This is a genomic window from Citrobacter sp. Cb028, from assembly GCF_030336705.1.
Lineage (GTDB): Bacteria > Pseudomonadota > Gammaproteobacteria > Enterobacterales > Enterobacteriaceae > Citrobacter > Citrobacter braakii.
Window position 1 is genome coordinate 32,549 of record NZ_JAOWCZ010000029.1, and the last position, 20,068, is coordinate 52,616.

Genomic DNA, 20,068 nt, shown 5'->3' on the forward strand with positions numbered 1-20,068 from the left:
GCGAGAAGAAACGGATGAAATGTACAACGTTTGATACCAATGCCGCGCTGGCTGAACAGGTCGTTAGTGAGCTATCCGCGCTCAAACCACATTCTCGCGTGCTGATCCCCTCCGGTAGCACGCCTCACTGGATTTACGAAGCATTGGCAGCGACACCTTTTGCCGAACGCCTTACCTTCTTTGCGCTGGATGAGTGGGTCAACGTGCCCAGCGAATCAGATGGCAGTTGTCTGAACATGATTAATCAGGACTTTGTGCACAAATGTGCCTATCCGGTGCGGTTAGTCCATTTCAATCCGTTTGCCTCTACGGCACAAAATATTGCCCATTACCAAACCGCGCTCAACGGTGAAGAGTTTGACTATGTAATTCTGGGCGTGGGAATGAACGGGCATATCGGCTTAAACGAGCCGGGCGTGCCGTTTGATGAGGATTATCTACAAACTCAACTGGATGACGTAACAATTAACGTCGCCAGCCATAAATACTTCTCCGGAGATGTCACCCTCACCGAGGGTATTACCGTCGGGCTGAATAAAATCATCAAGGCTGGAAAAGTGATTGTCATCATCAACCACGATACGAAAAAAGATATTTATCAGGAGATTGTTAACGGCGATGCGCACCACACTCAGGTTCCTGCCATCTATATCAAGCAGTTCCCGCAGGTTAATTATTACGTGACAAAAAACCTTATAGGGTAAGCGGGCATGAGCATAACCTCTCTACTCGAACAAAAGATGTTGCCACTGGCCGAGAAAATCTCGTCAAACATCTACCTGACCGCACTAAAAAATGCGTTTATTGCCCTGATTCCCTTTTTGATTGTCGGTTCATTTTTCGTATTGTTAACCAACTTTCCTGTTAACGGCTATCACGAGTTTATGAGTTCGCTGTTAGGGGAAGGCGTGCTGGATAAGCTCAATTACGGGATTAACGCCAGCTACGGATTAATGACGCTGCTGGTGATTATTACCTTCTCAAAGGAGTTAGTTGAAAAGCTTAATCTCAGCCAAAGTTCCGCTATTTTACCGGTGGCGATCTTCTTCTTAATGTCGCCTGGTCATATTACGACAGGATCGGGAGAAATCGTCGCCGATGCTTACGCGCTGCTCGACTTTAGCTCTGAATCGATGTTCTTAGGGATTATCGTTACTGTGGTCACCATCAAGGTGGTTCAGTTTCTGGAAAACAGAGCTTTTACCATCAAGATGCCTGCGAGTGTCCCGCCAGAGATTGCCAGGTCGTTTAAATCGCTGGTACCTATCTTCTTGGTGCTACTGTGCTGGATTATCGTCAAGGTGCTGTTTGAGAACACGCCTTTTGGTACGCCGGGGAAATTTATCAGCGTCATGCTGCAACAGCCGTTGCTGTATCTGGGGAATTCCCTCTTATCGCAACTGATTGCTGAGATGATGATCAGTTTCTTCTGGTTCTTTGGGATCCATGGCGACTCTATCATGACATCCGTAATGGGGCCTATCTGGCAAACGCTCAGTGCGCAGAACCTGGCGCAAACTCAGGCCGGGCTGGTAGCGACCAACATCATTACTCAGCAGTTCAGGGATGTCTATTTGATTGCCGGCGGTACGGGTTTTACCGGAGCGCTGTTGATTAGCATCTTTATGGTTGCCAAAAGTACGCGATTAAAGCAGCTCTCACGGCTGGCGGCACCGGCGGCAATTTTTAACATTAATGAGCCGGTTATTTTTGGTTTGCCAATCGTGCTTAATCCGCTGATGCTTATCCCGTTTATCATTACCCCAATGGTGCTGTGTACGGTTACTTATGTGGTTATCGCATTCGGCTGGGTTCCCCCCACCTCTGGTATCTCCATTCCCTGGACAACGCCGATCTTTATTTCTGGTTTCCTCACCACCGGGATTTCAGGCATTGTTTTACAGGCCGCGAATCTGGTTATCGCCACCGCGATTTATACACCGTTCGTGAAGATTTTAGATAAGCAGTATCTGCATGAAGAGAGTCAGTCAGAGAACGCTATGGGCGAAATGCAGCCCCAGCAGTAAGAGCACAGAATCCAGGCCGGATGAAGTATTTACATCATCCGGCACTTTCTGCAGACGAAGAGGTTAGATTTCGTTTTCCGCCAGTTCACGCAGATACTGGAAAATCTGACGTGCTGATTTTGGCGGCTTGTTGCCTTCTTGCTCTTTCTTCGCATTGCGAACCAGAGAACGAAGCTGCTGGCGATCGGCGTTTGGCCACAGGTTCAGCACTTCCGCTACCGCATCATCACCTTCGGCGATCAGGCGATCGCGCAGTTGCTCAAGCTTGTGAAACAGTACAACCTGTTGGTTGTGACGGTTTTTCAGCTTGTCCAGCGCCTGACGGATGGGATCAACATCGCGCTGGCGCAACATTTTGCCAATCAGCTGCAGCTGGCGGCGGCGACCTTCCATCTTAATACGCTGGGCCAACTCAATCGCGGCACGTAAATCCGCGTCGAGCGGGATCTTATCCAGCGCGTTTTTCCCCAGTTTTACCAGTTCCACACCCAGGTGTTTTAACTCCTCGGCGTCACGTTTTATTTCACTTTTACTGACCCAGATAATTTCATCGTCTTCGTCTTCGATGTCATCACCGGGAACGTCGTCGAGCCAGTCTTCGGGCTGCTTAGTCATGTCAGGCTCCTTAAAAAAAGAGGCTAATGTTACCAGTTAAGATGCGCACTGAAAAACGGTTCTCTGTTAGACTTCAGAGAAACTCTCTCTACATTATGGCATTTGCGATGAAAGTAATCTCACAAGTTGAAGCGCAGCGTAAGATTCTGGAAGAAGCGGTCTCGACGGCACTGGAATTAGCGTCAGGTAAGTCGGATGGCGCGGAAGTCGCTGTGAGCAAGACCACGGGTATTAGCGTCAGCACCCGTTATGGTGAAGTGGAGAACGTAGAATTCAATAGCGATGGCGCGCTGGGGATTACGGTTTATCACCAAAACCGTAAGGGCAGCGCATCGTCCACCGATTTAAGCCCGCAGGCGATTGCACGTACCGTGCAGGCCGCGCTGGATATTGCACGTTACACCTCACCGGACCCGTGCGCGGGCGTGGCAGATAAAGAACTGCTGGCCTTTGATGCGCCAGATTTGGATCTGTTCCACCCGGCGGAAGTTTCCCCTGACGAAGCTATCGAACTGGCAGCCCGCGCTGAACAGGCGGCGCTGCAGGCCGATAAGCGTATCACCAATACCGAGGGTGGCAGTTTTAACAGCCACTATGGCATCAAAGTGTTTGGTAACAGTCACGGGATGCTGCAGGGCTACTGTTCCACGCGTCACTCTCTTTCCAGCTGCGTCATCGCGGAAGAAAATGGCGATATGGAGCGTGATTACGCCTACACCATTGGCCGGGCGATGGGCGATCTGCAAACGCCGGAATGGGTGGGGGCAGACTGTGCTCGCCGCACCTTATCTCGCCTCTCTCCGCGTAAACTTTCCACCATGAAAGCGCCGGTGATTTTTGCCAACGAAGTGGCGACTGGGCTGTTCGGACATCTGGTCGGCGCGATTGCCGGTGGTTCGGTGTACCGTAAATCCACCTTCCTGCTCGACTCGCTGGGCAAACAAATTCTGCCGGAATGGCTGACTATTGAAGAACATCCGCACCTGCTGAAAGGGCTGGCATCGTCGCCGTTCGACAGCGAAGGCGTACGGACCGAACGCCGTGACATTGTTAAAGACGGTGTGCTGACCCAATGGCTGCTGACCAACTATTCCGCACGTAAGCTGGGACTGAAGAGCACCGGTCATGCGGGTGGGATCCACAACTGGCGAATTCCGGGACAGGGTCTAAGCTTCGAGCAGTTGCTCAAAGAGATGGGCACAGGTCTTGTGGTTACCGAGCTGATGGGGCAGGGCGTTAGCGGCATTACCGGCGATTACTCGCGCGGCGCGGCGGGTTTTTGGGTCGAAAACGGCGAAATTCAGTATCCGGTGAGTGAAATTACCATCGCCGGGAACTTAAAAGAGATGTGGCGCAATATTGTGACCGTAGGCAACGATATTGAAACGCGCAGTAATATTCACTGTGGTTCGGTATTGTTACCGGAGATGAAAATCGCCGGGCAATGATACTCGTTAAGGCGTTAATTTTTTAATAATAAAAAAGGAAGTGAGCAATGCGTAAACACCTGTTAGCGATCGTCGCGGCTTCAACGCTGGTTCTTGGTTCTTCTGCGTTTGCAGCCGATCTCGAAGATGACATGGGGATCCTCAACGACAACCTGAAGATCGTCGAAAAAACGGACAATGCGACTGAACTAAAAGACGCGTTGACCAAAATGCGTGCAGCCGCGCTGGATGCTCAAAAGGGAACGCCACCGAAGCTGGAGAGCAAATCCCCGGACAGTGCGGAGATGAAAGATTTCCGCCACGGCTTTGACACGCTGATCGGTCAGATTGACGGCGCGCTTAAACTGGCGAACGAAGGTAAAGTCAAAGAGGCGAAAGCCGTTGCGGAAGACCTGAAAAAAACGCGCAACGAAAACCACAAGAAGTTCCGCTAATCTACTCTATCCGGCCTGCATAACCGTAGGCCGGATAAGACGCTGCGCCCCTGCATCCCATAAGTAAACGCTATCCCCATCACATTTTTTCATTTTTATCGTCCATTCATTGTTCGCATTTCCTTCCATTTTGCTGCTCACTCTTGCGATCTCAATCACATTCTTCCAGTGATTAATCGTGGTCCCGGCCCTTTTTGCGGCACAGATCACTATCGCTGCGCCCCTTTCCACTTCGAAGTGGAAAACAACTCGCTACAAACTTTTAACCCCCACCGCTAAGTTAACCTCAGAGCCACTAGTGGGGTAAGACGAGTGAATAACGGAGCTGTAATGAATGACATGGGGGAATCGGTGGAACTGGCCGACCGCATGCTGGCGCAGGTGTATGCCTTGCTGCGTGAACGCCACATTATTCCCAACGCTGTACAGGAACAGATGCTGACGTCGCATGTTCGCGCCATGGCGCACCGCTCGGTAACGGGTGAACCCTTACCAGAAGTCGATGCCAGCTTGTTTGATGAAATTTCTGCCGAATCAATGGCGCTTGCCCGTGACGTGGTCGCTGAGTTTGGCAATCTTCCTGAGGAAGAGGCCTGGCTGCTGTCGGTGCACTTCGAAGTCGCGAAAGACAACCTTTAAGGAGCAAAAGATGGAACAGATTACCGTAGTGATTGGCGATCGTCTGGGTAAAGGCCAGAAAGTGGCGGCAGGCGTTGAGAAAGCGGGCGGCCGTGCGGTTGTGGTGCCGGGCGTTGCGGCTGATATGAAGCTGGGTGACGTGATGAAAGCGGAAAACGCCACCTTTGGCATCTCGTTTTGCGGCAGTGGCGGCGCGGGTGCGATTACCGCGCAGACCAAATACGGCTACAAGGCGAAATACGGCATGCGCTCGGTTGATGAAGGGGTCACTGCCATCAACGAAGGTTGCAACGTGCTGGGGTTCGGTTTTATGGACAAAGAAGAACTCGGTGAGCGCCTGGTACAGGCGTGGCAAAAGAAACACGGCGCTTAAGCATGAAAGAACAATTCACCACCACGGTGAGAGTCACTGGCAAGGGCGAGGCCAAAGCGCGCGCCTTTGCCGATGCCCTGAACCACGTTCAGGCTGCGGTGATGAAAGCGTCGCCGCATATCTTACTGCGTATTGAGCCACAGGATGTGCAGGTTGTTCAAGCGCGTGAATCGGTGCGCAAAGAGGCATTTTTATTCCTCTTTTTGCGCCGGGAAAGACGCACCTTCAGCGTGGAGCTGGACGTGACCGTCAACGTAACTGCCATCAATCTCGACAAGGTGGATTTCGTTACGCAACGCTGATTCTTTATTAAAAGGCATAATTATGTTCCTGATAATATTAATAAAATCGCTCATCATCGGCGGCCTGGTTGGCGTCGGTGTCGGCGCTGGGGCTGCACGCATGTTTCATGCGCCTACCACTCAAGGGATGGGCGCGTTTCGTACTCTGGGAGAACTGAATTCCTGCGAAGGGGATCCGGCTTCTCACTTCTCGTTCGGCCTGGGCTTCTTCTTTAACGCCTGGGCTTCCTCCGTTGCGGCGGGGGCGTTCACTCAGGACGTCGACCATCGCATCATCCCCAACTGGGGCGCTGCTGCGCTGATGGTTAAAAACCGCAACGTCGGTGAAACGCTGCACGATCCCAAGCGCATGGCGATTGCCTGCGGCGTTATCGGGATGATCGTCGTGACCTTCCTGAACCTCACGGCGTCATCCGTACCGGAAGCGTTGCAGGTGACTGCCGTCAAGGTGCTGGTGCCTGCGGCTAACCTGCTGGTCAACACCGTGATGCCGGTGATCTTCTGGCTGGCGGCGATCGATGCCGGTAAAAAATCAGGCTTCTGGGCCACCGTCTTTGGCGGCGCGGCGCAGCTGATTATGGGCAACGCCGTTCCGGGTCTGGTCCTTGGCATTCTGATCGGTAAAGGCGTGGAAGAGAGCGGCTGGAACCACGTCACTAAAGTGATGATGGTGGCTATCGTCGCGCTGTTTGTCCTGAGCGGCTTCTTCCGCGGCTTCGACATGAAGATGATCGAATCCTTCCATCTGACCGTGCCTAACTGGCTCGAACTGATCCACAACTCGCTCAGCGGCAAATAACGGAGGCCATCATGGAACAGAATAAAGGTTTTTGGTTCGCTGACTGGTCGTTCCCGATCTTCGTTGGCCTGCTCTCCTCTGGCGTATTTGCCGGAACGCACATGTACTACCTGTACGGTATTGGCGCATTTAACGAAGTCGCTTTTGTGGCGATGCTGAAGGCGGGAATGGACACCGGCTCCTACGGGGCGGTGGCGGCGTTTGGTGCAAGCTTCCTGTTTGCCCGCATCATTGAAGGTTCGCTGGTGGGGATTCTGGATATTGGCGGGGCGATTCAGACCGGGGTCGGGTTAGGTGTTCCGGCGCTGCTGTTGGGCGCAGGTATTATCTTCCCGGTTGCCAACTTCGCAGCGTCGCTGGTCACCGGTCTGGTGATTGGTCTGGCGATTGGCTACATCATTATTCTGGCGCGTAAGTTCACCATCAATCAGAGCGACTCGACCTACGGTGCGGATGTCATGATGGGGGCCGGTAACGCCTCCGGCCGCTTCCTCGGGCCATTGATTATCCTCAGCGCGATGACGGCGTCTATCCCTATCGGCATCGGTTCACTGGCGGGCGCGCTGCTGTTTTACCTGTGGCAGAAACCGATCACCGGCGGGGCGATCCTTGGGGCGATGATCCTCGGGTCCATCTTCCCGATTGCCATTAGCTAACTGTTGATTTGTAGGCCGGATGAGGCGGTTGCGCCGCCATCCGGCAAAGGAGAGAGCGATGTTTGATTTACTCCTGCGCCGTGCGCGCCTCGTTGACGATACGGTGAGCGATATTGCGCTCAAAGACGGCAAAATTGCGGCGTTGGGCGACGTAGATGGCCCGGCGCTGAAAACCATCGAACTTGGCGGCGAGTACTACGTCAGCGCAGGTTGGATTGATTCCCACGTTCACTGCTACCCGAAATCCCCGATTTATCACGACCAGCCGGACAGCGTCGGTATAGCTACCGGCGTTACCACGGTGGTGGATGCGGGTAGTACCGGGGCGGATGATATCGATGATTTTTATACCCTGACCCGGGAAGCGACCACCGAAGTGTATGCGCTGCTGAATATTTCCCGCGTTGGGCTTATCGCCCAGAACGAGCTGGCTAATATGGCCAACATTGACGCCGATGCGGTGCGACAGGCGGTGAAGCGCCATCCTGATTTTATCGTCGGCCTGAAGGCGCGCATGAGCAGCAGCGTGGTCGGTGAAAACGGCATTACGCCGCTGGAGCGCGCCAAAGCGATGCAAGCGCAGAACGGTGACCTGCCGCTGATGGTGCACATCGGCAACAATCCGCCGGATCTGGATGAGATCGCCGAACGCCTGACCGCGGGCGACATCATTACCCACTGCTACAACGGTAAGCCGAATCGTATTCTGACGCCGCAAGGCGAGCTGCGAGCGTCAGTGACGCGGGCGATTTCACGCGGTGTGCGTCTGGACGTTGGGCATGGCACCGCCAGCCTGAGCTTTGCGGTGGCAAAACGCGCTATCGGTCTGGGCATTTTGCCGCACACCATCAGCTCCGATATTTATTGTCGCAACCGTATCAGCGGCCCGGTGTATTCCCTGGCGAATGTGATGTCGAAATTTCTCGCCATTGGGATGTCGCTACCGCAGGTCATTGAGTGCGTTACTGCCAATGCCGCCGATGGTCTGCGCCTGAAACAGAAAGGGCGACTGCAGGTTGGTCTGGATGCCGATTTAACCCTCTTTACGCTTAAGCGCCAGCCAACCGTGCTGGTAGATGCAGAAAACGACAGCCTGCAGGCTGAACAACTGCTGGTGCCGCTTGCCGCAATACGTGCGGGCAAGGGCTATATGACCGAACAAGGGAGCGCGGAACATGCCTTCGATTTTTGAGAAATACAATTTAAAACAGGTGATTAACACCTCAGGCCGCATGACGGCGCTCGGCGTTTCTACGCCACGACCAGAAGTGGTTGAGGCCGCAATGGCGGGGATGAATCAATATTTTGAGATGAAAGACCTGGTCAATAAGACCGGTGACTACATTGCGAAATTGCTGGAGGTGGAAGGGGCAACCGTCGTCTCCTGCGCTTCGGCCGGAATCGCCCTGTCAGTGGCTGGAGTGCTGGTTAAGGACAGCGACTGGCTGCTGGAGAACCTGCACGTCGCGCCGATCGAGAACAACGAAATCGTGCTGCCCAGAGGCCACAACGTCAACTTTGGCGCTCCGGTTGGCACCATGGTGGCGCTCGGCGGCGGCAAGCTCGTGGAAGCGGGTTATGCCAACGAATGTTCCGCTACTCAGCTGGCGGCGGCCATTACGCCACGCACGGCGGCCATTCTGTATATCAAATCTCACCACTGCGTCCAGAAAAGTATGCTCAGCGTGGAACAGGCTGCGGTGGTGGCGCGTACGCATAATCTGCCGCTAATCGTGGATGCGGCGGCGGAAGAGGATTTGCAGTGCTACTACCGGGTTGGTGCGGATCTGGTGATTTATAGCGGTGCGAAGGCGATTGAAGGGCCAACCAGCGGCCTGGTGATTGGCAAAACCCAATACGTTGAGTGGGTGAAGCGCCAGACCGCGGGGATTGGTCGGGCGATGAAGGTGGGCAAAGAGGGGATTCTTGGCCTGACCTGCGCCATCGAACTGTATCTGAACGCGCAGAAAGAGAGCGGCGCGGAGATGGTCGAGAAAATGACGCCGTTCATTAATGCGTTAAACCAGCTTCACGGCGTAAGTGCCCGCGTGGTGTGGGACAGCGCAGGGCGCGACATCGCGCGCACCGAAATTAAGTTTGACGAAGCGGTAACCGGCATCGCCACAGGTGAACTGGTCGACGCGCTCAAGCAGGGAGAGTACGCGATTTACTTCCGTGGTTACAAAGCTAACGAAGGCATTATCGAAGCCGATGTGCGCAGCGTGGATCGCGCGCAACTGGAGATTGTGGCCCGTCGAATTGGTGAAGTGATTTCGCAGGAGAAAAAAGCATGAAACTGACCCCTAACTTTTATCGCGACCGCGTCTGCCTGAACGTGCTGGCGGGCTCCAAAGAAAATGCCCGGGATATTTACGCGGCGGCGGAAGGACACGTGCTGGTCGGTGTGTTGTCAAAAAATTACCCGGATGTCGCAAGCGCGGTTGCGGATATGCGTGAATACGCAGCGCTTATCGACAATGCCCTCTCCGTGGGGCTGGGGGCGGGCGATCCAAACCAGTCGGCGATGGTCAGTGAAATTTCCCGTCAGGTGCAGCCACAGCATGTTAATCAGGTCTTTACCGGCGTGGCGACCAGCCGCGCGCTGCTGGGTCAGCAGGAGACGGTGGTCAACGGTCTGGTCTCGCCAACTGGCACACCGGGCAGGGTGAAAATCTCCACCGGTCCGCTGAGCAGCCAGACGCCGGACGGCATTCTGCCGGTAGAAACCGCGATTGCGTTGCTCAAAGACATGGGGGGGAGCTCGATTAAATACTTCCCAATGGGTGGCCTGAAGTGCCGTGAGGAATACATTGCAGTTGCCCAGGCCTGCGCCCGCCATGACTTCTGGCTGGAGCCAACTGGCGGTATCGATCTGGATAATTTCACTGAAATTTTGCAGAGCGCCCTGGATGCCGGAGTGAGCAAAATCATTCCTCACATCTATAGTTCGATTATTGATAAGGTGAGTGGTAACACCCGACCGGACGACGTGCGCCAACTGATGGCGATGACCCGGGCCTGCGTAGGCTAACTGACTGATGAGGAAACTGACGTGCGATTCCCCAACCAACGTTTAGCGCAGCTGTTTGGCATGCTGCAAAACGAAGCGCTTCCACAGGACGAGCTGGCGCAGCGGTTGTCGGTTTCCACACGCACCGTACGGGCGGATATCACTGCGCTAAACGCGCTGCTCACCCAGTACGGCGCGCAGTTTGTCCTCAGCCGGGGTAACGGTTATCAACTCAAAATTGACGACCCGGCACGTTATCATGCCCTGCAAACGCAGCGACCAGACGCGTTGCTGCGCATCCCTCGCACCAGCCAGGAGCGGGTGCACTGGCTGGTGGTTCGTTTTCTGACGTCGGCCTTTTCGCTGAAGCTGGAGGATTTGGCTGATGAATGGTTTATCAGCCGCGCGACGCTGCAAAACGATATGGCTGAGGTGCGCGAGCATCTGCAACGTTATCATCTGACGCTGGAAACGCGCCCCCGTCACGGTATGAAGCTGTTTGGCAGCGAGATGGCGATCCGCGCCTGTTTGACCGATCTGCTATGGACGCTGGCGCAGCAGGATCCACAGCACCCGCTAGTGACGCAAGAGGCACTAAATGCCGGGATCCCTGAACAGCTACAACCTGTTTTGCAGGATATTTTTGCCCGTTTTCACATTCGCCTGACCGATGAGGGGGAGCTGTTTTTGCGGTTGTACTGCGCGGTGGCGGTACGGCGGATTAGCGAAGGGTATCCCCTCCCGGAATTTGCCGCAGAAGAAGCCGAGCAATCGGTGTGCCTGGCCACGCGGGAAATCGCAGCGGTATTGCACCGACTGGCGGATAAACCGCTTACCGTTTCCGAAGAGAACTGGCTGCAGGTGCATATCGCCGCCCGCCAGGTACAAGAGATCGCCCCCAGCGCCATCAATGCGGATGATGACGAAGCGCTGGTCAATTACATCCTGCGTTTTATCAACAGCCAGTACAACTACAACCTGTTGAATGACAAACAGTTACATGCTGATCTGCTGACGCATATTAAGACGATGATCACCCGGGTGCGTTACCAGATAATGATCCCCAATCCGCTACTGGAAAATATTAAACAGCACTACCCGATGGCCTGGGACATGACGCTGGCCGCCGTCTCGGGATGGGGAAAATATACGCCGTACACCATCAGTGAAAATGAGATTGGCTTCCTTGTGCTGCATATTGGCGTCGGGCTGGAGCGTAGTTACAACATCGGTTACCAGAGGCAACCGAAAGTTCTGCTAGTATGCGATGCTGGGAATGCGATGCTGCGGATGATTGAGGCGGTGCTGGCGCGTAAGTATCCGCAGATAGAAATCGTTGATACCGTGACGCTACGCGACTACGAACAGCGGGAAAGCATCAGCGAAGATTTCGTCATCTCTACCGCGCGGGTTGGTGAAAAAGATAAGCCTGTGGTGATGATTGCACCGTTCCCTACCGATTATCAACTGGAGCAAATTGGCAAACTGGTGCTGGTCGACAGAACCCGTCCGTGGATGTTGAACAAATTCTTCGATGCCGCCCATTTTCGTGTGATCGACGAGCCAATGGATCAACAAACGTTGTTCAACGTTTTATGTCGCCAGTTGCAGGATGAAGGCTTTGTCGATGCGGAGTTTCTTGATTCGGTGGTTGAACGTGAGGCCATCGTCAGCACCATGCTGGGTGACAGCATTGCCCTGCCGCACGCCCTCGGTCTGCTGGCAAAGAAAACGGTGGTCTACACCATCCTCGCCCCGCAGGGTATCGCCTGGGGGGATGAAACGGCGCATGTGATCTTCCTGCTCGCCATCAGCAAAAGCGAATACGAAGAAGCGATGGCGATCTACGATATTTTCGTCACCTTCCTGCGCGAGCGCGCGATGACGCGACTCTGCGCATGCCGGAATTTCAGCGAGTTCAAAACGGTTGCAATGGAGTGTGTGAGCCGTTTTTGAGGGGCGGAAAACAGAACCTCTACTGCTGGAAATTAACGCAAGTGATGTACAACCTGATTACTGCTCCCGCGCCAGATTAGCGCCGGGTCTTTAAGATCCTGCACGTATTTGCCATCGACCAGCACGTTGATGAGATCGACAACCTGCATTTGCGCGGCATCGAGTTCATCGAGCTTGTAGCCGGTCCACACCCAGATGTCTTTTCCCGGACACTCAGCGCGAATGCGCTGCACCAGTTGCAGAATATCCGGCACGTTCTGCGGATGCAGCGGATCGCCGCCGGAGAGCGAGATCCCCTGACGGTGAATACGCGTGTCGTTCAGATCGGCAATGATCTTGTCTTCCATCTCTTTGCTAAACTGCTGGCCGGAATTGAGCCGCCAGGTGCTTTTGTTATAGCAACCGGGGCATTCATGCACGCATCCTGAAACAAACAGAGTACAGCGAGTGCCGGGACCGTTAACGATGTCGACAGGGTAATACTGATGGTAATTCATTTTCGCTTCTCATCCGTTTATCAATTCGCGCCATAGCTGCGTTCGGGCGCCCGAGTCACTTACTTATGTAAGCTCCCCGGGACTTACTCATTTGCTGCCTTGCTATGACGTGAATTGCGTTGCGGAAATAATGGCCCGAAAAGCGTCGCATCGCCGGGCAATAAAATCGTCTAAATTAACCGATCTGCCCGTTCCCTAAATGCTTAACGCGGCGCTTCACTTCTTCCTGCTTACCGGCGTTAAACGGACGAGCGTCCGGGCTGCCTAAGTAACCGCAGACGCGGCGGGTGACCGATACGCGCGCGGCGTCGTGGTTACCACATTTCGGGCAGGTAAAGCCTTTGCTGGTGCACTCAAACTCACCAGTAAAGCCGCACTCGTAGCATTCATCGATTGGCGTGTTGGTCCCGTAATACGGCACGTGCTGATAGCTGTAATCCCAGACGTCTTCCAGCGCTTTCAGGTTGTGCTGAATATTCGGGTATTCGCCGTAGCAAATGAAGCCCCCGCTTGCCAGCGGCGGGTACGGCGCTTCGAAATCGATCTTGTCGTACGGGTTAACCTTCTTCTCCACATCGAGATGGAAGCTGTTGGTGTAGTAGCCTTTGTCGGTCACGCCCGGGACCACGCCAAATTCGGCGGTATCCAGACGGCAGAAACGGTCGCACAGGTTTTCACTTGGCGTGCTGTACAGGCTAAAGCCGTAGCCAGTTTCGTCTTTCCACTGATCGACCGCTTGGCGCAGGCGTTCCACAATGGCGATACCTTTGGCGCGCAGCTGCTCGCTGTCATACACATGCTTGTCGCCAAACAGCGCATTGATGGTTTCGTGAATACCGATGTAGCCCAGAGAGATGGATGCGCGACCATTTTTAAAGATTTCTGACACGTCATCGTCCGCTTTCAGACGCACGCCGCAGGCCCCTTCCATATACAGAATTGGCGCCACGCGGGCCTTCACGCCTTCCAGGCGCGCAATGCGGGTCATCAGCGCTTTACGCGCCAGCACCAGACGATCGTCAAGCAGTTTCCAGAAGGTGGCTTCATCGCCATGCGCTTCCAGGGCGATACGCGGCAGGTTGAGGCTGATAACGCCGAGGTTGTTACGTCCGTCGTGAATCTGCTCGCCGTTCTCGTTTTCCCACACGCCGAGGAAGCTGCGACAGCCCATTGGCGTTTTGAACGAGCCGGTCACTTTGACCACCTGATCGTAGTTCAGGATGTCCGGATACATACGCTTGCTCGCGCACTCCAGTGCCAGCTGCTTGATGTCGTAGTTCGGATCGCCAAACTTGTGGTTCAGACCGTCACGAATCGCGAACACCAGTTTCGGGAACACTGCGGTTTTACGATTTTTACCCAAGCCGGCAATACGGTTACGCAGAATGGACTGCTGGATCAAACGCGATTCCCAGCTGGTTCCCAGGCCAAAACCAAAGGTCACGAACGGCGTCTGACCGTTGGCGGTATGCAGGGTGTTCACTTCATACTCGAGAGACTGGAATGCGTCGTAGCACTCTTTCTCGGTACGGGAATGGGCATAACCGTCGGCGTCCGGGATCTGCCACTCTTCAGCGGTTTTACGATGTTTATTAAAGCTCTCGGTAACGAACGGCGCGAGAACTTCATCAATACGGTTAATGGTGGTGCCGCCATAAATATGGCTGGCGACCTGCGCGATAATTTGCGCGGTGACGGCGGTCGCGGTAGAGATGGATTTTGGCGGTTCAATCTCCGCGTTACCCATCTTAAAGCCCTGCGTCAGCATGCCTTTCAGGTCGATCAGCATGCAGTTAAACATTGGGAAGAACGGAGAGTAGTCGAGATCGTGATAGTGAATATCACCACGCTCGTGCGCCTGGACGACATCACGCGGCAGTAGGTGCTGACGCGCATAGTGTTTGGCAACGATACCGGCCAGCAGGTCGCGCTGGGTTGGGATCACTTTGCTGTCTTTGTTGGCATTTTCATTCAGCAGAGCAGAGTTGGTTTGCTCAACCAGACCACGAATTTCCTGGTTCAGACGGCCACGTTTTTCACGCTGGATATCACGGTCGTGGCGATATTCGATGTACGCACGGGCGAGTTGTTTGTACGGGCCAGACATTAGCTGGTTTTCTACCGCTGTCTGGATCTCGTTGATATCGACCTTGCTGCGCTCATTCATCTGGCTACTAACGACTTCTGCGACGGTGGCACAGTAATCTGCGTCATCGACTCCCGCTGCTTTAGCTGCACGCAGAATGGCTTCTTTGATGCGCTCTGATTTAAACGGCACTTTACAGCCATCTCGTTTCATCACATGCGGTGTCATGATCACTCCATATTTATAAGAACAGGTTATCCACAGAGGTTGGGGAGGCCATCAGGGCTTTATTCATCTCTATTGCCAATGACTTCCCGCAATCCTGACCCACTTTATCCACAATTCCACCGTGAAGCGGTGCACTGTAGTTGTAGCAATTGTAGTCGATTAATACAACATATTGGGTCGGCGTGCATTTTAAGTTCTATATGTAGTGATTTGCATCAAGGATGTTTACGATTTATTTGATGTAGCGCAAAGTAAAAATCGGAGCGTACAGATGACGGGCACTACAGCCGATTGTAAATTGTGGGCAGAAAATTCTGATTAATTATTCAACAAAAACAGAAAGGTAAGCTGGGCGTATGCATCAAAGCCCGGCAGCGTTATGCGTACCGGGCCTGAACATAATTGCAAGCTATTTTTGCAACCACCAGACGGCTTCAAAAGGACGCAGCGTCATGTCTGTGGGTTGGCTGGCGACCTCGGCATAGTTGTGCATCAGCACCTGCCAGTTGCCGTCGGTCTGGGTCGGCTGCCAGCTCTGGAAGGTATCGCTCAGATTAGCAATGACCAGCAACCGCTGTCCTTGCCATTCACGTTGATAGCACCACAGATGCGGGCTGCCCGGTAGCAGATCCTGATAGTCGCCCCAGGTGATAACCGGCTCTGCTTTCCGCAATGCGATCAGCTTCTGATAGGTATAGAACACCGAGTCGGTATCGCGCAGCGCTGCCGCCACGTTGATATCCGCTGCGTTGTCGCACAGATTGATCCACGGCTCACCCTGGGTGAAGCCCGCGTGTTTGCTGGCATCCCACTGCATCGGCGTGCGGCTGTTATCGCGCGATTTACTGGCGAGGATCGCCAGCAGCTCTTGCGCATCGCGTCCCTGGCCGTTCAGGGCGGCAAACATGTTATGGCTTTCCACATCGCGGTAATCGGTAATCTGGCGGAAGTGCGGATTGGTCATGCCGATCTCTTCACCCTGGTAGATGTAGGGCGTGCCCTGCATACCGTGCAGCACCATCGCCAGCATTTTTGCGGCCGGAACGCGGTATTTACCTTCATCGCCAAAACGCGACACGATGCGTGGCTGGTCGTGGTTACACCAGAACAGCGCGTTCCAGGCCTGATTGTGCATGCCTTGCTGCCAGTGGCGGAATAGGGTTTTGAGCGCCACATAGTCGGGTTTGGCTAACGTCCACTTCTCACCGTTGGGGTAATCCACTTTCAGGTGGTGGAAGTTGAAGGTCATCGACAGTTCGCTGCCATCGAGTGCGGCGTACTGCTGGCAGTTTTCCAGCGTGGTGGAGGACATTTCTCCGACCGTCATCAGGCCGCGGGGCGTGAAGACGTCGCGGTTCATTTCACGTAAAAACGCATGCGCGCGCGGGCCGTCGGTATAAAAACGCCGCCCATCGCCGTCGGGATCGCTCGGGAAGTGCTGATCTTTAGAGATAAGATTCACCACGTCGAGACGCAGCCCGTCCACGCCGCGATCGGCCCAGAACTCGCACACTTTTTTTAGCTCGGCGCGGACCGCCGGATTCTCCCAGTTCAGGTCTGCCTGCTCCGGAGCAAAGAGGTGCAGATAGTACTGCTCGCTTTCGGCGTGCCAGCCCCAGGCGCTGCCGCCAAATTTGGAGCGCCAGTTATTCGGGAGACTGTCTGGCGTACCGTCGCGCCAGAGGTAAAACTGACGATACGGGCTGTCTTTATCCAGCGCCTCGCGAAACCAGGGGTGCTGGGTTGAAGTGTGGTTAAACACCATATCGAGAATAATACGGATACCGCGCGCTTTCGCCTGCGCCACCAGTTCGTCAAAGTCTGCAAGCGTTCCGTAGGCCGGATCGACAGACATGTAATCCGCGACGTCGTAGCCGTTATCAACCTGCGGCGAAATATAGAACGGCGTTAGCCAGATGGCATCAACCCCCAGCGTTTGCAGATAGCCGAGACGCTGCGTCACGCCGCGTAAATCGCCGGTGCCGCTGCCGGTGGTGTCCTGAAAACTCTTGGGGTAAACCTGATAGATGACGCCGTTTTGCCACCAGTGGGGAATATTCATGGTTGTTTCCTGGAAATACGATGGGGCGCAACTGCGCCCCGAAGAAAAGTTAGACAATTTGTAGTGTGCCCATACGGTGTTTACGCTGATAAACGAATGAGGTCAGTACCATGGGGATAACAATCGCAATGACCATTGCCATGCCAAATACCTGCCAGTAAGTCGGCTGGATGGAGAGGATGCCCGGCAAACCGCCGACGCCAATTCCGTTCGCCAGCACACCGTTCAGGCCGCACAGCAGTCCGGCGAGACCGGAACCGATCATCGCGCACAGCATCGGGAAGCGGTATTTCAGGTTGATCCCGTACATGGCAGGTTCAGTGACCCCGAGATAGGCGGAGATCGCGGCAGGAACGGAGATTTCACGTTCATTGTGTTTGCGACTGGAGATGATGATCCCGACTACCGCAGAGGCCTGAGCGATATTCGACAGTGCGATCAGCGGCCATACCGGCGTACCGCCCATGCTCTGAATCATCTGCATGTCGATAGCCAGCGTGGTCTGATGCACGCCGGTTATCACCAGCGGGGCATACAGGAAGCCGAACAGCGCCGCGCCAATCGGGGCAAAGCTGCCGGTCAGCAGGTGACGGACCGCAAACGCGACACCGTCGCCGATCATGCGGCCAAACGGACCGATAAAGGCGTGCGCGAGGAATACCGCGAGGATCAACGAGCACACCGGGACGATCACCAGATACAGATAATCCGGGACGATGCGTTTCATGCGTGTTTCAATAAACCCGAGCGCCAGACCGGCCAGCAGTGCCGGAATAACCTGTGCCTGATAGCCCACTTTCTCAATGCTGAACAGGCCGAAGTTCCACACTTCCGGTACCTGTTGACCGAGTAGATAGGCGTTCATTAGCTGCGGTGAAACCAGGGTCACACCCAGCACAATACCGAGGATCAGCGTTCCGCCCATTTTCTTCACTGCTGACCAGCAGATCCCGACCGGCAGATAGAAGAAGATCGCTTCGCCAATTAGCCACAGGAAGTCGTAAAGGGTTTTCAGCGAAGGGTGCATCTGCGCCAGCGTCTGCCCGTTGCTCATGGGCAGATCGCCAATCACATTACGGAACCCCAAGATCAAGCCGCCGCTAATCAGCGCTGGCAGCAGCGGGAAGAAGATCTCCGCAAAATGAGAAATCAGCTGTTCGTGCCATTTCATATTCTGCCGCGCGGCTTTTTTCGCCTGCTCTTTGTCGGCGCTGGCCTGACCGGTTGTCGCCAGCAGCACTTTGTAGTAATCGCCCACTTCGGTGCCAATCACCACCTGAAACTGCCCGGCGTTGGTGAAGCAGCCTTTGACCATCGGCAACTGTTCGATCTCTTTTGGCCTGGCATTCGCAGGCTGATTCAGCACAAAACGCAGGCGAGTAATGCAGTGACTTACCGTGGCGATATTGTCGCGCCCGCCTACCAGCTCAATCAGCCGGTCGATGTCTGCTTGTTTTATTTTGCTCATGATGATGTGTGTTCCCCGTAGGCCGGATAAGACGTTTTAGCATCGCCATCTGGCAAATCTCTCGTTGCTGTGGCCAGAGTATATCGTCGATGAAAATTTAAAAATGGGAACGTTCCCGAAACGCAGCGAAGATCACAAATTAACGCTCAGAAAGCGATCAGGAGAGGGTGGAAGGAATAACGATTTGTCGTAGTTCGCTACGGCCGTTGATCTGCTCGATCAGCTGCGAGGCCGCTTGTCGTCCGGCTTCGGCATATCCTGGATCGACGGTGATAATTTCCGGATGGAGGAATTTCATCAGCGGCGTACTGCCCACGCTCGCCAGCTGTAGATTCTCAATTCGCTGCTCTTGCAGATATTTGCTGACACCAAGGGCGAGGGTATCCGTCGCGCAGACTAAGGCAGTGGTTTCCGGGGTGATGACGTTGGCGGCCTGCTCATAACCCTGCTTCATGGCAAGACCCGGTAGCGCGGCTACAGGATGCAGTTTGTGTTTCTTACAGAACGCCAGGTAGGCTTCATGGCGGCGCTTACCGGTGGTCACGTCGCTATGGGGAACGCCAAGAAAGCTGATATGGCGATGCTCGCGATCGTATAAACGCTGCATTAGGGTGCGAATGGCGCCTTCATCGTCATAGCAGACGGAGGCAAAGCCTTTGGCATCTCTTGCCAGCAGCACCAGCGAATCCTGCCAGGAGGCGAGCATGGATTCACTTATGCCGGTAAAACCAAACAGCACCACGCCGTCAATATTGCGGCGTCTGAGCATGCCGAGATGCTCTTCAACCAGCTCGGGCGAGAACTGGCTTTCCATCATGATCGGGTCGTAACCCTGCTCATAAAAGGCGGGCAGCATGGTTTGCACGGCGAGATTTTCCGAAAGCGAGTCCAGACGCGTGACGATGATCGCCACCACCTTGTCACTTTGTCCGCGCATGGCGCGTGCGGAGCGGGAAGGGGAAAAACCGTGCTGATTCATCACCGCTTCAACGCGTTCGCGGGTGCGTTCGCTCACGCCGCTTTCATTGTTAAGCACACGGGAAACGGTTGATTTTCCCACACCGCTTAAGCGGGCGATGTCTTTAATTGTCAGCCGGTTTTGCATCCTGTTTTCCCGTGTTGCGTGTGAAGTTATGCCAAATAGAGAATAACTTTACTCAAGCGCAGCGCAATGGGCAAAGTCTGGTATACGTTTGGTTTAGTTTCCATGGTTTATCATACTGCCATAATTGCCACAAACCTTATGGTTTTCTGCGTATAATCCGCAGCGTAAATCATTCACTTACCGGAGGCTATATGGATCCCGATCCCACCCCTCTCCCGAGATGGAGAAACTCCCCTTTCCGGTAAGCCTGTCTTTCACTGTCTTACCGGAGCAGTAAGACAGTGACGTTCTGACGTCCCTGTTGTGATTTTAATATTGCCATCAGGTAAGGCTTTGCCACGCCTGAAGGATTTACTGCGCCTG

At 54.3% G+C, this 20,068-nt stretch carries 20 protein-coding genes; 14 read left to right on the plus strand and 6 right to left on the minus strand.

Annotated elements, in window-relative coordinates:
- Nucleotides 1-14 precede the first annotated feature (14 nt).
- Both OGV75_RS06610 and OGV75_RS06615 read left to right on the plus strand, forming a co-directional pair.
- Complete coding sequence (locus OGV75_RS06610) at nucleotides 15-704, plus strand: 6-phosphogluconolactonase (RefSeq protein WP_016155538.1); 690 nt, start codon at nucleotides 15-17, stop codon at nucleotides 702-704.
- A 6-nt stretch (nucleotides 705-710) separates the two neighbouring features.
- Entirely contained in the window at nucleotides 711-2,027 is a 1,317-nt protein-coding gene (locus tag OGV75_RS06615) for a PTS sugar transporter subunit IIC (RefSeq protein WP_200014270.1), read from the plus strand.
- A gap of 63 nt (nucleotides 2,028-2,090) precedes the next feature.
- Here OGV75_RS06615 and yjgA read toward each other — a convergent pair whose 3' ends face one another.
- Entirely contained in the window at nucleotides 2,091-2,642 is a 552-nt protein-coding gene (yjgA, locus tag OGV75_RS06620; protein WP_016151465.1) for a ribosome biogenesis factor YjgA, read from the minus strand.
- A gap of 95 nt (nucleotides 2,643-2,737) precedes the next feature.
- On the opposite strand from yjgA, the gene pmbA reads away from it, so the two are divergent.
- From pmbA to OGV75_RS06675, 11 genes are all read left to right on the plus strand, one after another.
- A complete protein-coding gene (gene pmbA / locus OGV75_RS06625; RefSeq protein WP_286480466.1) occupies nucleotides 2,738-4,090 on the plus strand; it encodes a metalloprotease PmbA in 1,353 nt (450 codons plus the stop codon).
- A gap of 47 nt (nucleotides 4,091-4,137) precedes the next feature.
- Entirely contained in the window at nucleotides 4,138-4,524 is a 387-nt protein-coding gene (gene cybC, locus OGV75_RS06630) for a cytochrome b562 (RefSeq protein ID WP_016155540.1), read from the plus strand.
- Between the two features lie 330 nt (nucleotides 4,525-4,854).
- Complete coding sequence (locus OGV75_RS06635) at nucleotides 4,855-5,163, plus strand: PRD domain-containing protein (RefSeq protein ID WP_016151467.1); 309 nt, start codon at nucleotides 4,855-4,857, stop codon at nucleotides 5,161-5,163.
- Nucleotides 5,164-5,173: 10 nt separating this feature from the next.
- Nucleotides 5,174-5,536, plus strand: a complete 363-nt coding sequence (locus tag OGV75_RS06640) for an SFCGS family glycine-rich protein (RefSeq protein ID WP_003830384.1) — start codon at nucleotides 5,174-5,176, stop codon at nucleotides 5,534-5,536.
- Nucleotides 5,537-5,538: 2 nt separating this feature from the next.
- Nucleotides 5,539-5,838 carry a DUF4312 family protein gene (locus OGV75_RS06645; RefSeq protein ID WP_016151468.1) on the plus strand — a complete coding sequence of 100 codons (300 nt, stop codon included), beginning with the start codon at nucleotides 5,539-5,541 and terminating at the stop codon, nucleotides 5,836-5,838.
- 22 nt (nucleotides 5,839-5,860) lie between these two features.
- Nucleotides 5,861-6,637: a DUF4311 domain-containing protein gene (locus OGV75_RS06650; protein ID WP_005134210.1), complete on the plus strand. Its 777-nt coding sequence runs from the start codon at nucleotides 5,861-5,863 to the stop codon at nucleotides 6,635-6,637.
- Nucleotides 6,638-6,648: 11 nt separating this feature from the next.
- On the plus strand, nucleotides 6,649-7,293 hold the full coding sequence (locus OGV75_RS06655; protein ID WP_003830379.1) for a DUF4310 family protein: 645 nt from the start codon (nucleotides 6,649-6,651) through the stop codon (nucleotides 7,291-7,293).
- 58 nt (nucleotides 7,294-7,351) lie between these two features.
- Nucleotides 7,352-8,485 (plus strand): amidohydrolase/deacetylase family metallohydrolase, encoded by a 1,134-nt coding sequence (locus tag OGV75_RS06660; RefSeq protein WP_047358560.1) that lies wholly within the window; start codon nucleotides 7,352-7,354, stop codon nucleotides 8,483-8,485.
- Nucleotides 8,469-9,587, plus strand: coding sequence for a DgaE family pyridoxal phosphate-dependent ammonia lyase (locus tag OGV75_RS06665; protein ID WP_047358559.1), 1,119 nt, complete (start codon nucleotides 8,469-8,471; stop codon nucleotides 9,585-9,587). The genes OGV75_RS06660 and OGV75_RS06665 overlap by 17 nt, the downstream gene beginning before the upstream one ends.
- Entirely contained in the window at nucleotides 9,584-10,324 is a 741-nt protein-coding gene (gene dagF, locus OGV75_RS06670) for a 2-dehydro-3-deoxy-phosphogluconate aldolase (RefSeq protein WP_286480468.1), read from the plus strand. Before OGV75_RS06665 ends, dagF begins: the two co-directional genes overlap by 4 nt.
- A gap of 21 nt (nucleotides 10,325-10,345) precedes the next feature.
- Nucleotides 10,346-12,259 carry a BglG family transcription antiterminator gene (locus OGV75_RS06675; RefSeq protein WP_049043244.1) on the plus strand — a complete coding sequence of 638 codons (1,914 nt, stop codon included), beginning with the start codon at nucleotides 10,346-10,348 and terminating at the stop codon, nucleotides 12,257-12,259.
- Nucleotides 12,260-12,291: 32 nt separating this feature from the next.
- Here OGV75_RS06675 and nrdG read toward each other — a convergent pair whose 3' ends face one another.
- The 5 genes from nrdG to treR form a co-directional block, all read right to left on the minus strand.
- On the minus strand, nucleotides 12,292-12,756 hold the full coding sequence (gene nrdG / locus OGV75_RS06680; RefSeq protein ID WP_131347480.1) for an anaerobic ribonucleoside-triphosphate reductase-activating protein: 465 nt from the start codon (nucleotides 12,754-12,756) through the stop codon (nucleotides 12,292-12,294).
- 175 nt (nucleotides 12,757-12,931) lie between these two features.
- Nucleotides 12,932-15,070, minus strand: a complete 2,139-nt coding sequence (gene nrdD / locus OGV75_RS06685) for an anaerobic ribonucleoside-triphosphate reductase (RefSeq protein WP_016151477.1) — start codon at nucleotides 15,068-15,070, stop codon at nucleotides 12,932-12,934.
- 409 nt (nucleotides 15,071-15,479) lie between these two features.
- Nucleotides 15,480-17,132 carry an alpha,alpha-phosphotrehalase gene (gene treC, locus OGV75_RS06690; RefSeq protein WP_153646590.1) on the minus strand — a complete coding sequence of 551 codons (1,653 nt, stop codon included), beginning with the start codon at nucleotides 17,130-17,132 and terminating at the stop codon, nucleotides 15,480-15,482.
- 49 nt (nucleotides 17,133-17,181) lie between these two features.
- Nucleotides 17,182-18,600, minus strand: a complete 1,419-nt coding sequence (treB, locus tag OGV75_RS06695) for a PTS trehalose transporter subunit IIBC (RefSeq protein WP_286480469.1) — start codon at nucleotides 18,598-18,600, stop codon at nucleotides 17,182-17,184.
- 157 nt (nucleotides 18,601-18,757) lie between these two features.
- A complete protein-coding gene (gene treR, locus OGV75_RS06700; protein ID WP_016155565.1) occupies nucleotides 18,758-19,705 on the minus strand; it encodes a trehalose operon repressor TreR in 948 nt (315 codons plus the stop codon).
- A 191-nt stretch (nucleotides 19,706-19,896) separates the two neighbouring features.
- On the opposite strand from treR, the gene mgtL reads away from it, so the two are divergent.
- Nucleotides 19,897-19,950, plus strand: coding sequence for a mgtA regulatory leader peptide MgtL (mgtL, locus tag OGV75_RS23530; RefSeq protein ID WP_223870169.1), 54 nt, complete (start codon nucleotides 19,897-19,899; stop codon nucleotides 19,948-19,950).
- Nucleotides 19,951-20,068: the final 118 nt, after the last annotated feature.

Coding starts and splice junctions, on each gene's coding strand:
- OGV75_RS06610 (WP_016155538.1), top strand. CDS start 15: ATGAAATGTACAACGTTTGATACCAATGCCGCGCTGGCTGAACAGGTC.
- OGV75_RS06615 (WP_200014270.1), top strand. CDS start 711: ATGAGCATAACCTCTCTACTCGAACAAAAGATGTTGCCACTGGCCGAG.
- yjgA (WP_016151465.1), bottom strand. CDS start 2,642: ATGACTAAGCAGCCCGAAGACTGGCTCGACGACGTTCCCGGTGATGAC.
- pmbA (WP_286480466.1), top strand. CDS start 2,738: ATGGCATTTGCGATGAAAGTAATCTCACAAGTTGAAGCGCAGCGTAAG.
- cybC (WP_016155540.1), top strand. CDS start 4,138: ATGCGTAAACACCTGTTAGCGATCGTCGCGGCTTCAACGCTGGTTCTT.
- OGV75_RS06635 (WP_016151467.1), top strand. CDS start 4,855: ATGAATGACATGGGGGAATCGGTGGAACTGGCCGACCGCATGCTGGCG.
- OGV75_RS06640 (WP_003830384.1), top strand. CDS start 5,174: ATGGAACAGATTACCGTAGTGATTGGCGATCGTCTGGGTAAAGGCCAG.
- OGV75_RS06645 (WP_016151468.1), top strand. CDS start 5,539: ATGAAAGAACAATTCACCACCACGGTGAGAGTCACTGGCAAGGGCGAG.
- OGV75_RS06650 (WP_005134210.1), top strand. CDS start 5,861: ATGTTCCTGATAATATTAATAAAATCGCTCATCATCGGCGGCCTGGTT.
- OGV75_RS06655 (WP_003830379.1), top strand. CDS start 6,649: ATGGAACAGAATAAAGGTTTTTGGTTCGCTGACTGGTCGTTCCCGATC.
- OGV75_RS06660 (WP_047358560.1), top strand. CDS start 7,352: ATGTTTGATTTACTCCTGCGCCGTGCGCGCCTCGTTGACGATACGGTG.
- OGV75_RS06665 (WP_047358559.1), top strand. CDS start 8,469: ATGCCTTCGATTTTTGAGAAATACAATTTAAAACAGGTGATTAACACC.
- dagF (WP_286480468.1), top strand. CDS start 9,584: ATGAAACTGACCCCTAACTTTTATCGCGACCGCGTCTGCCTGAACGTG.
- nrdG (WP_131347480.1), bottom strand. CDS start 12,756: ATGAATTACCATCAGTATTACCCTGTCGACATCGTTAACGGTCCCGGC.
- nrdD (WP_016151477.1), bottom strand. CDS start 15,070: ATGACACCGCATGTGATGAAACGAGATGGCTGTAAAGTGCCGTTTAAA.
- treC (WP_153646590.1), bottom strand. CDS start 17,132: ATGAATATTCCCCACTGGTGGCAAAACGGCGTCATCTATCAGGTTTAC.
- treB (WP_286480469.1), bottom strand. CDS start 18,600: ATGAGCAAAATAAAACAAGCAGACATCGACCGGCTGATTGAGCTGGTA.
- treR (WP_016155565.1), bottom strand. CDS start 19,705: ATGCAAAACCGGCTGACAATTAAAGACATCGCCCGCTTAAGCGGTGTG.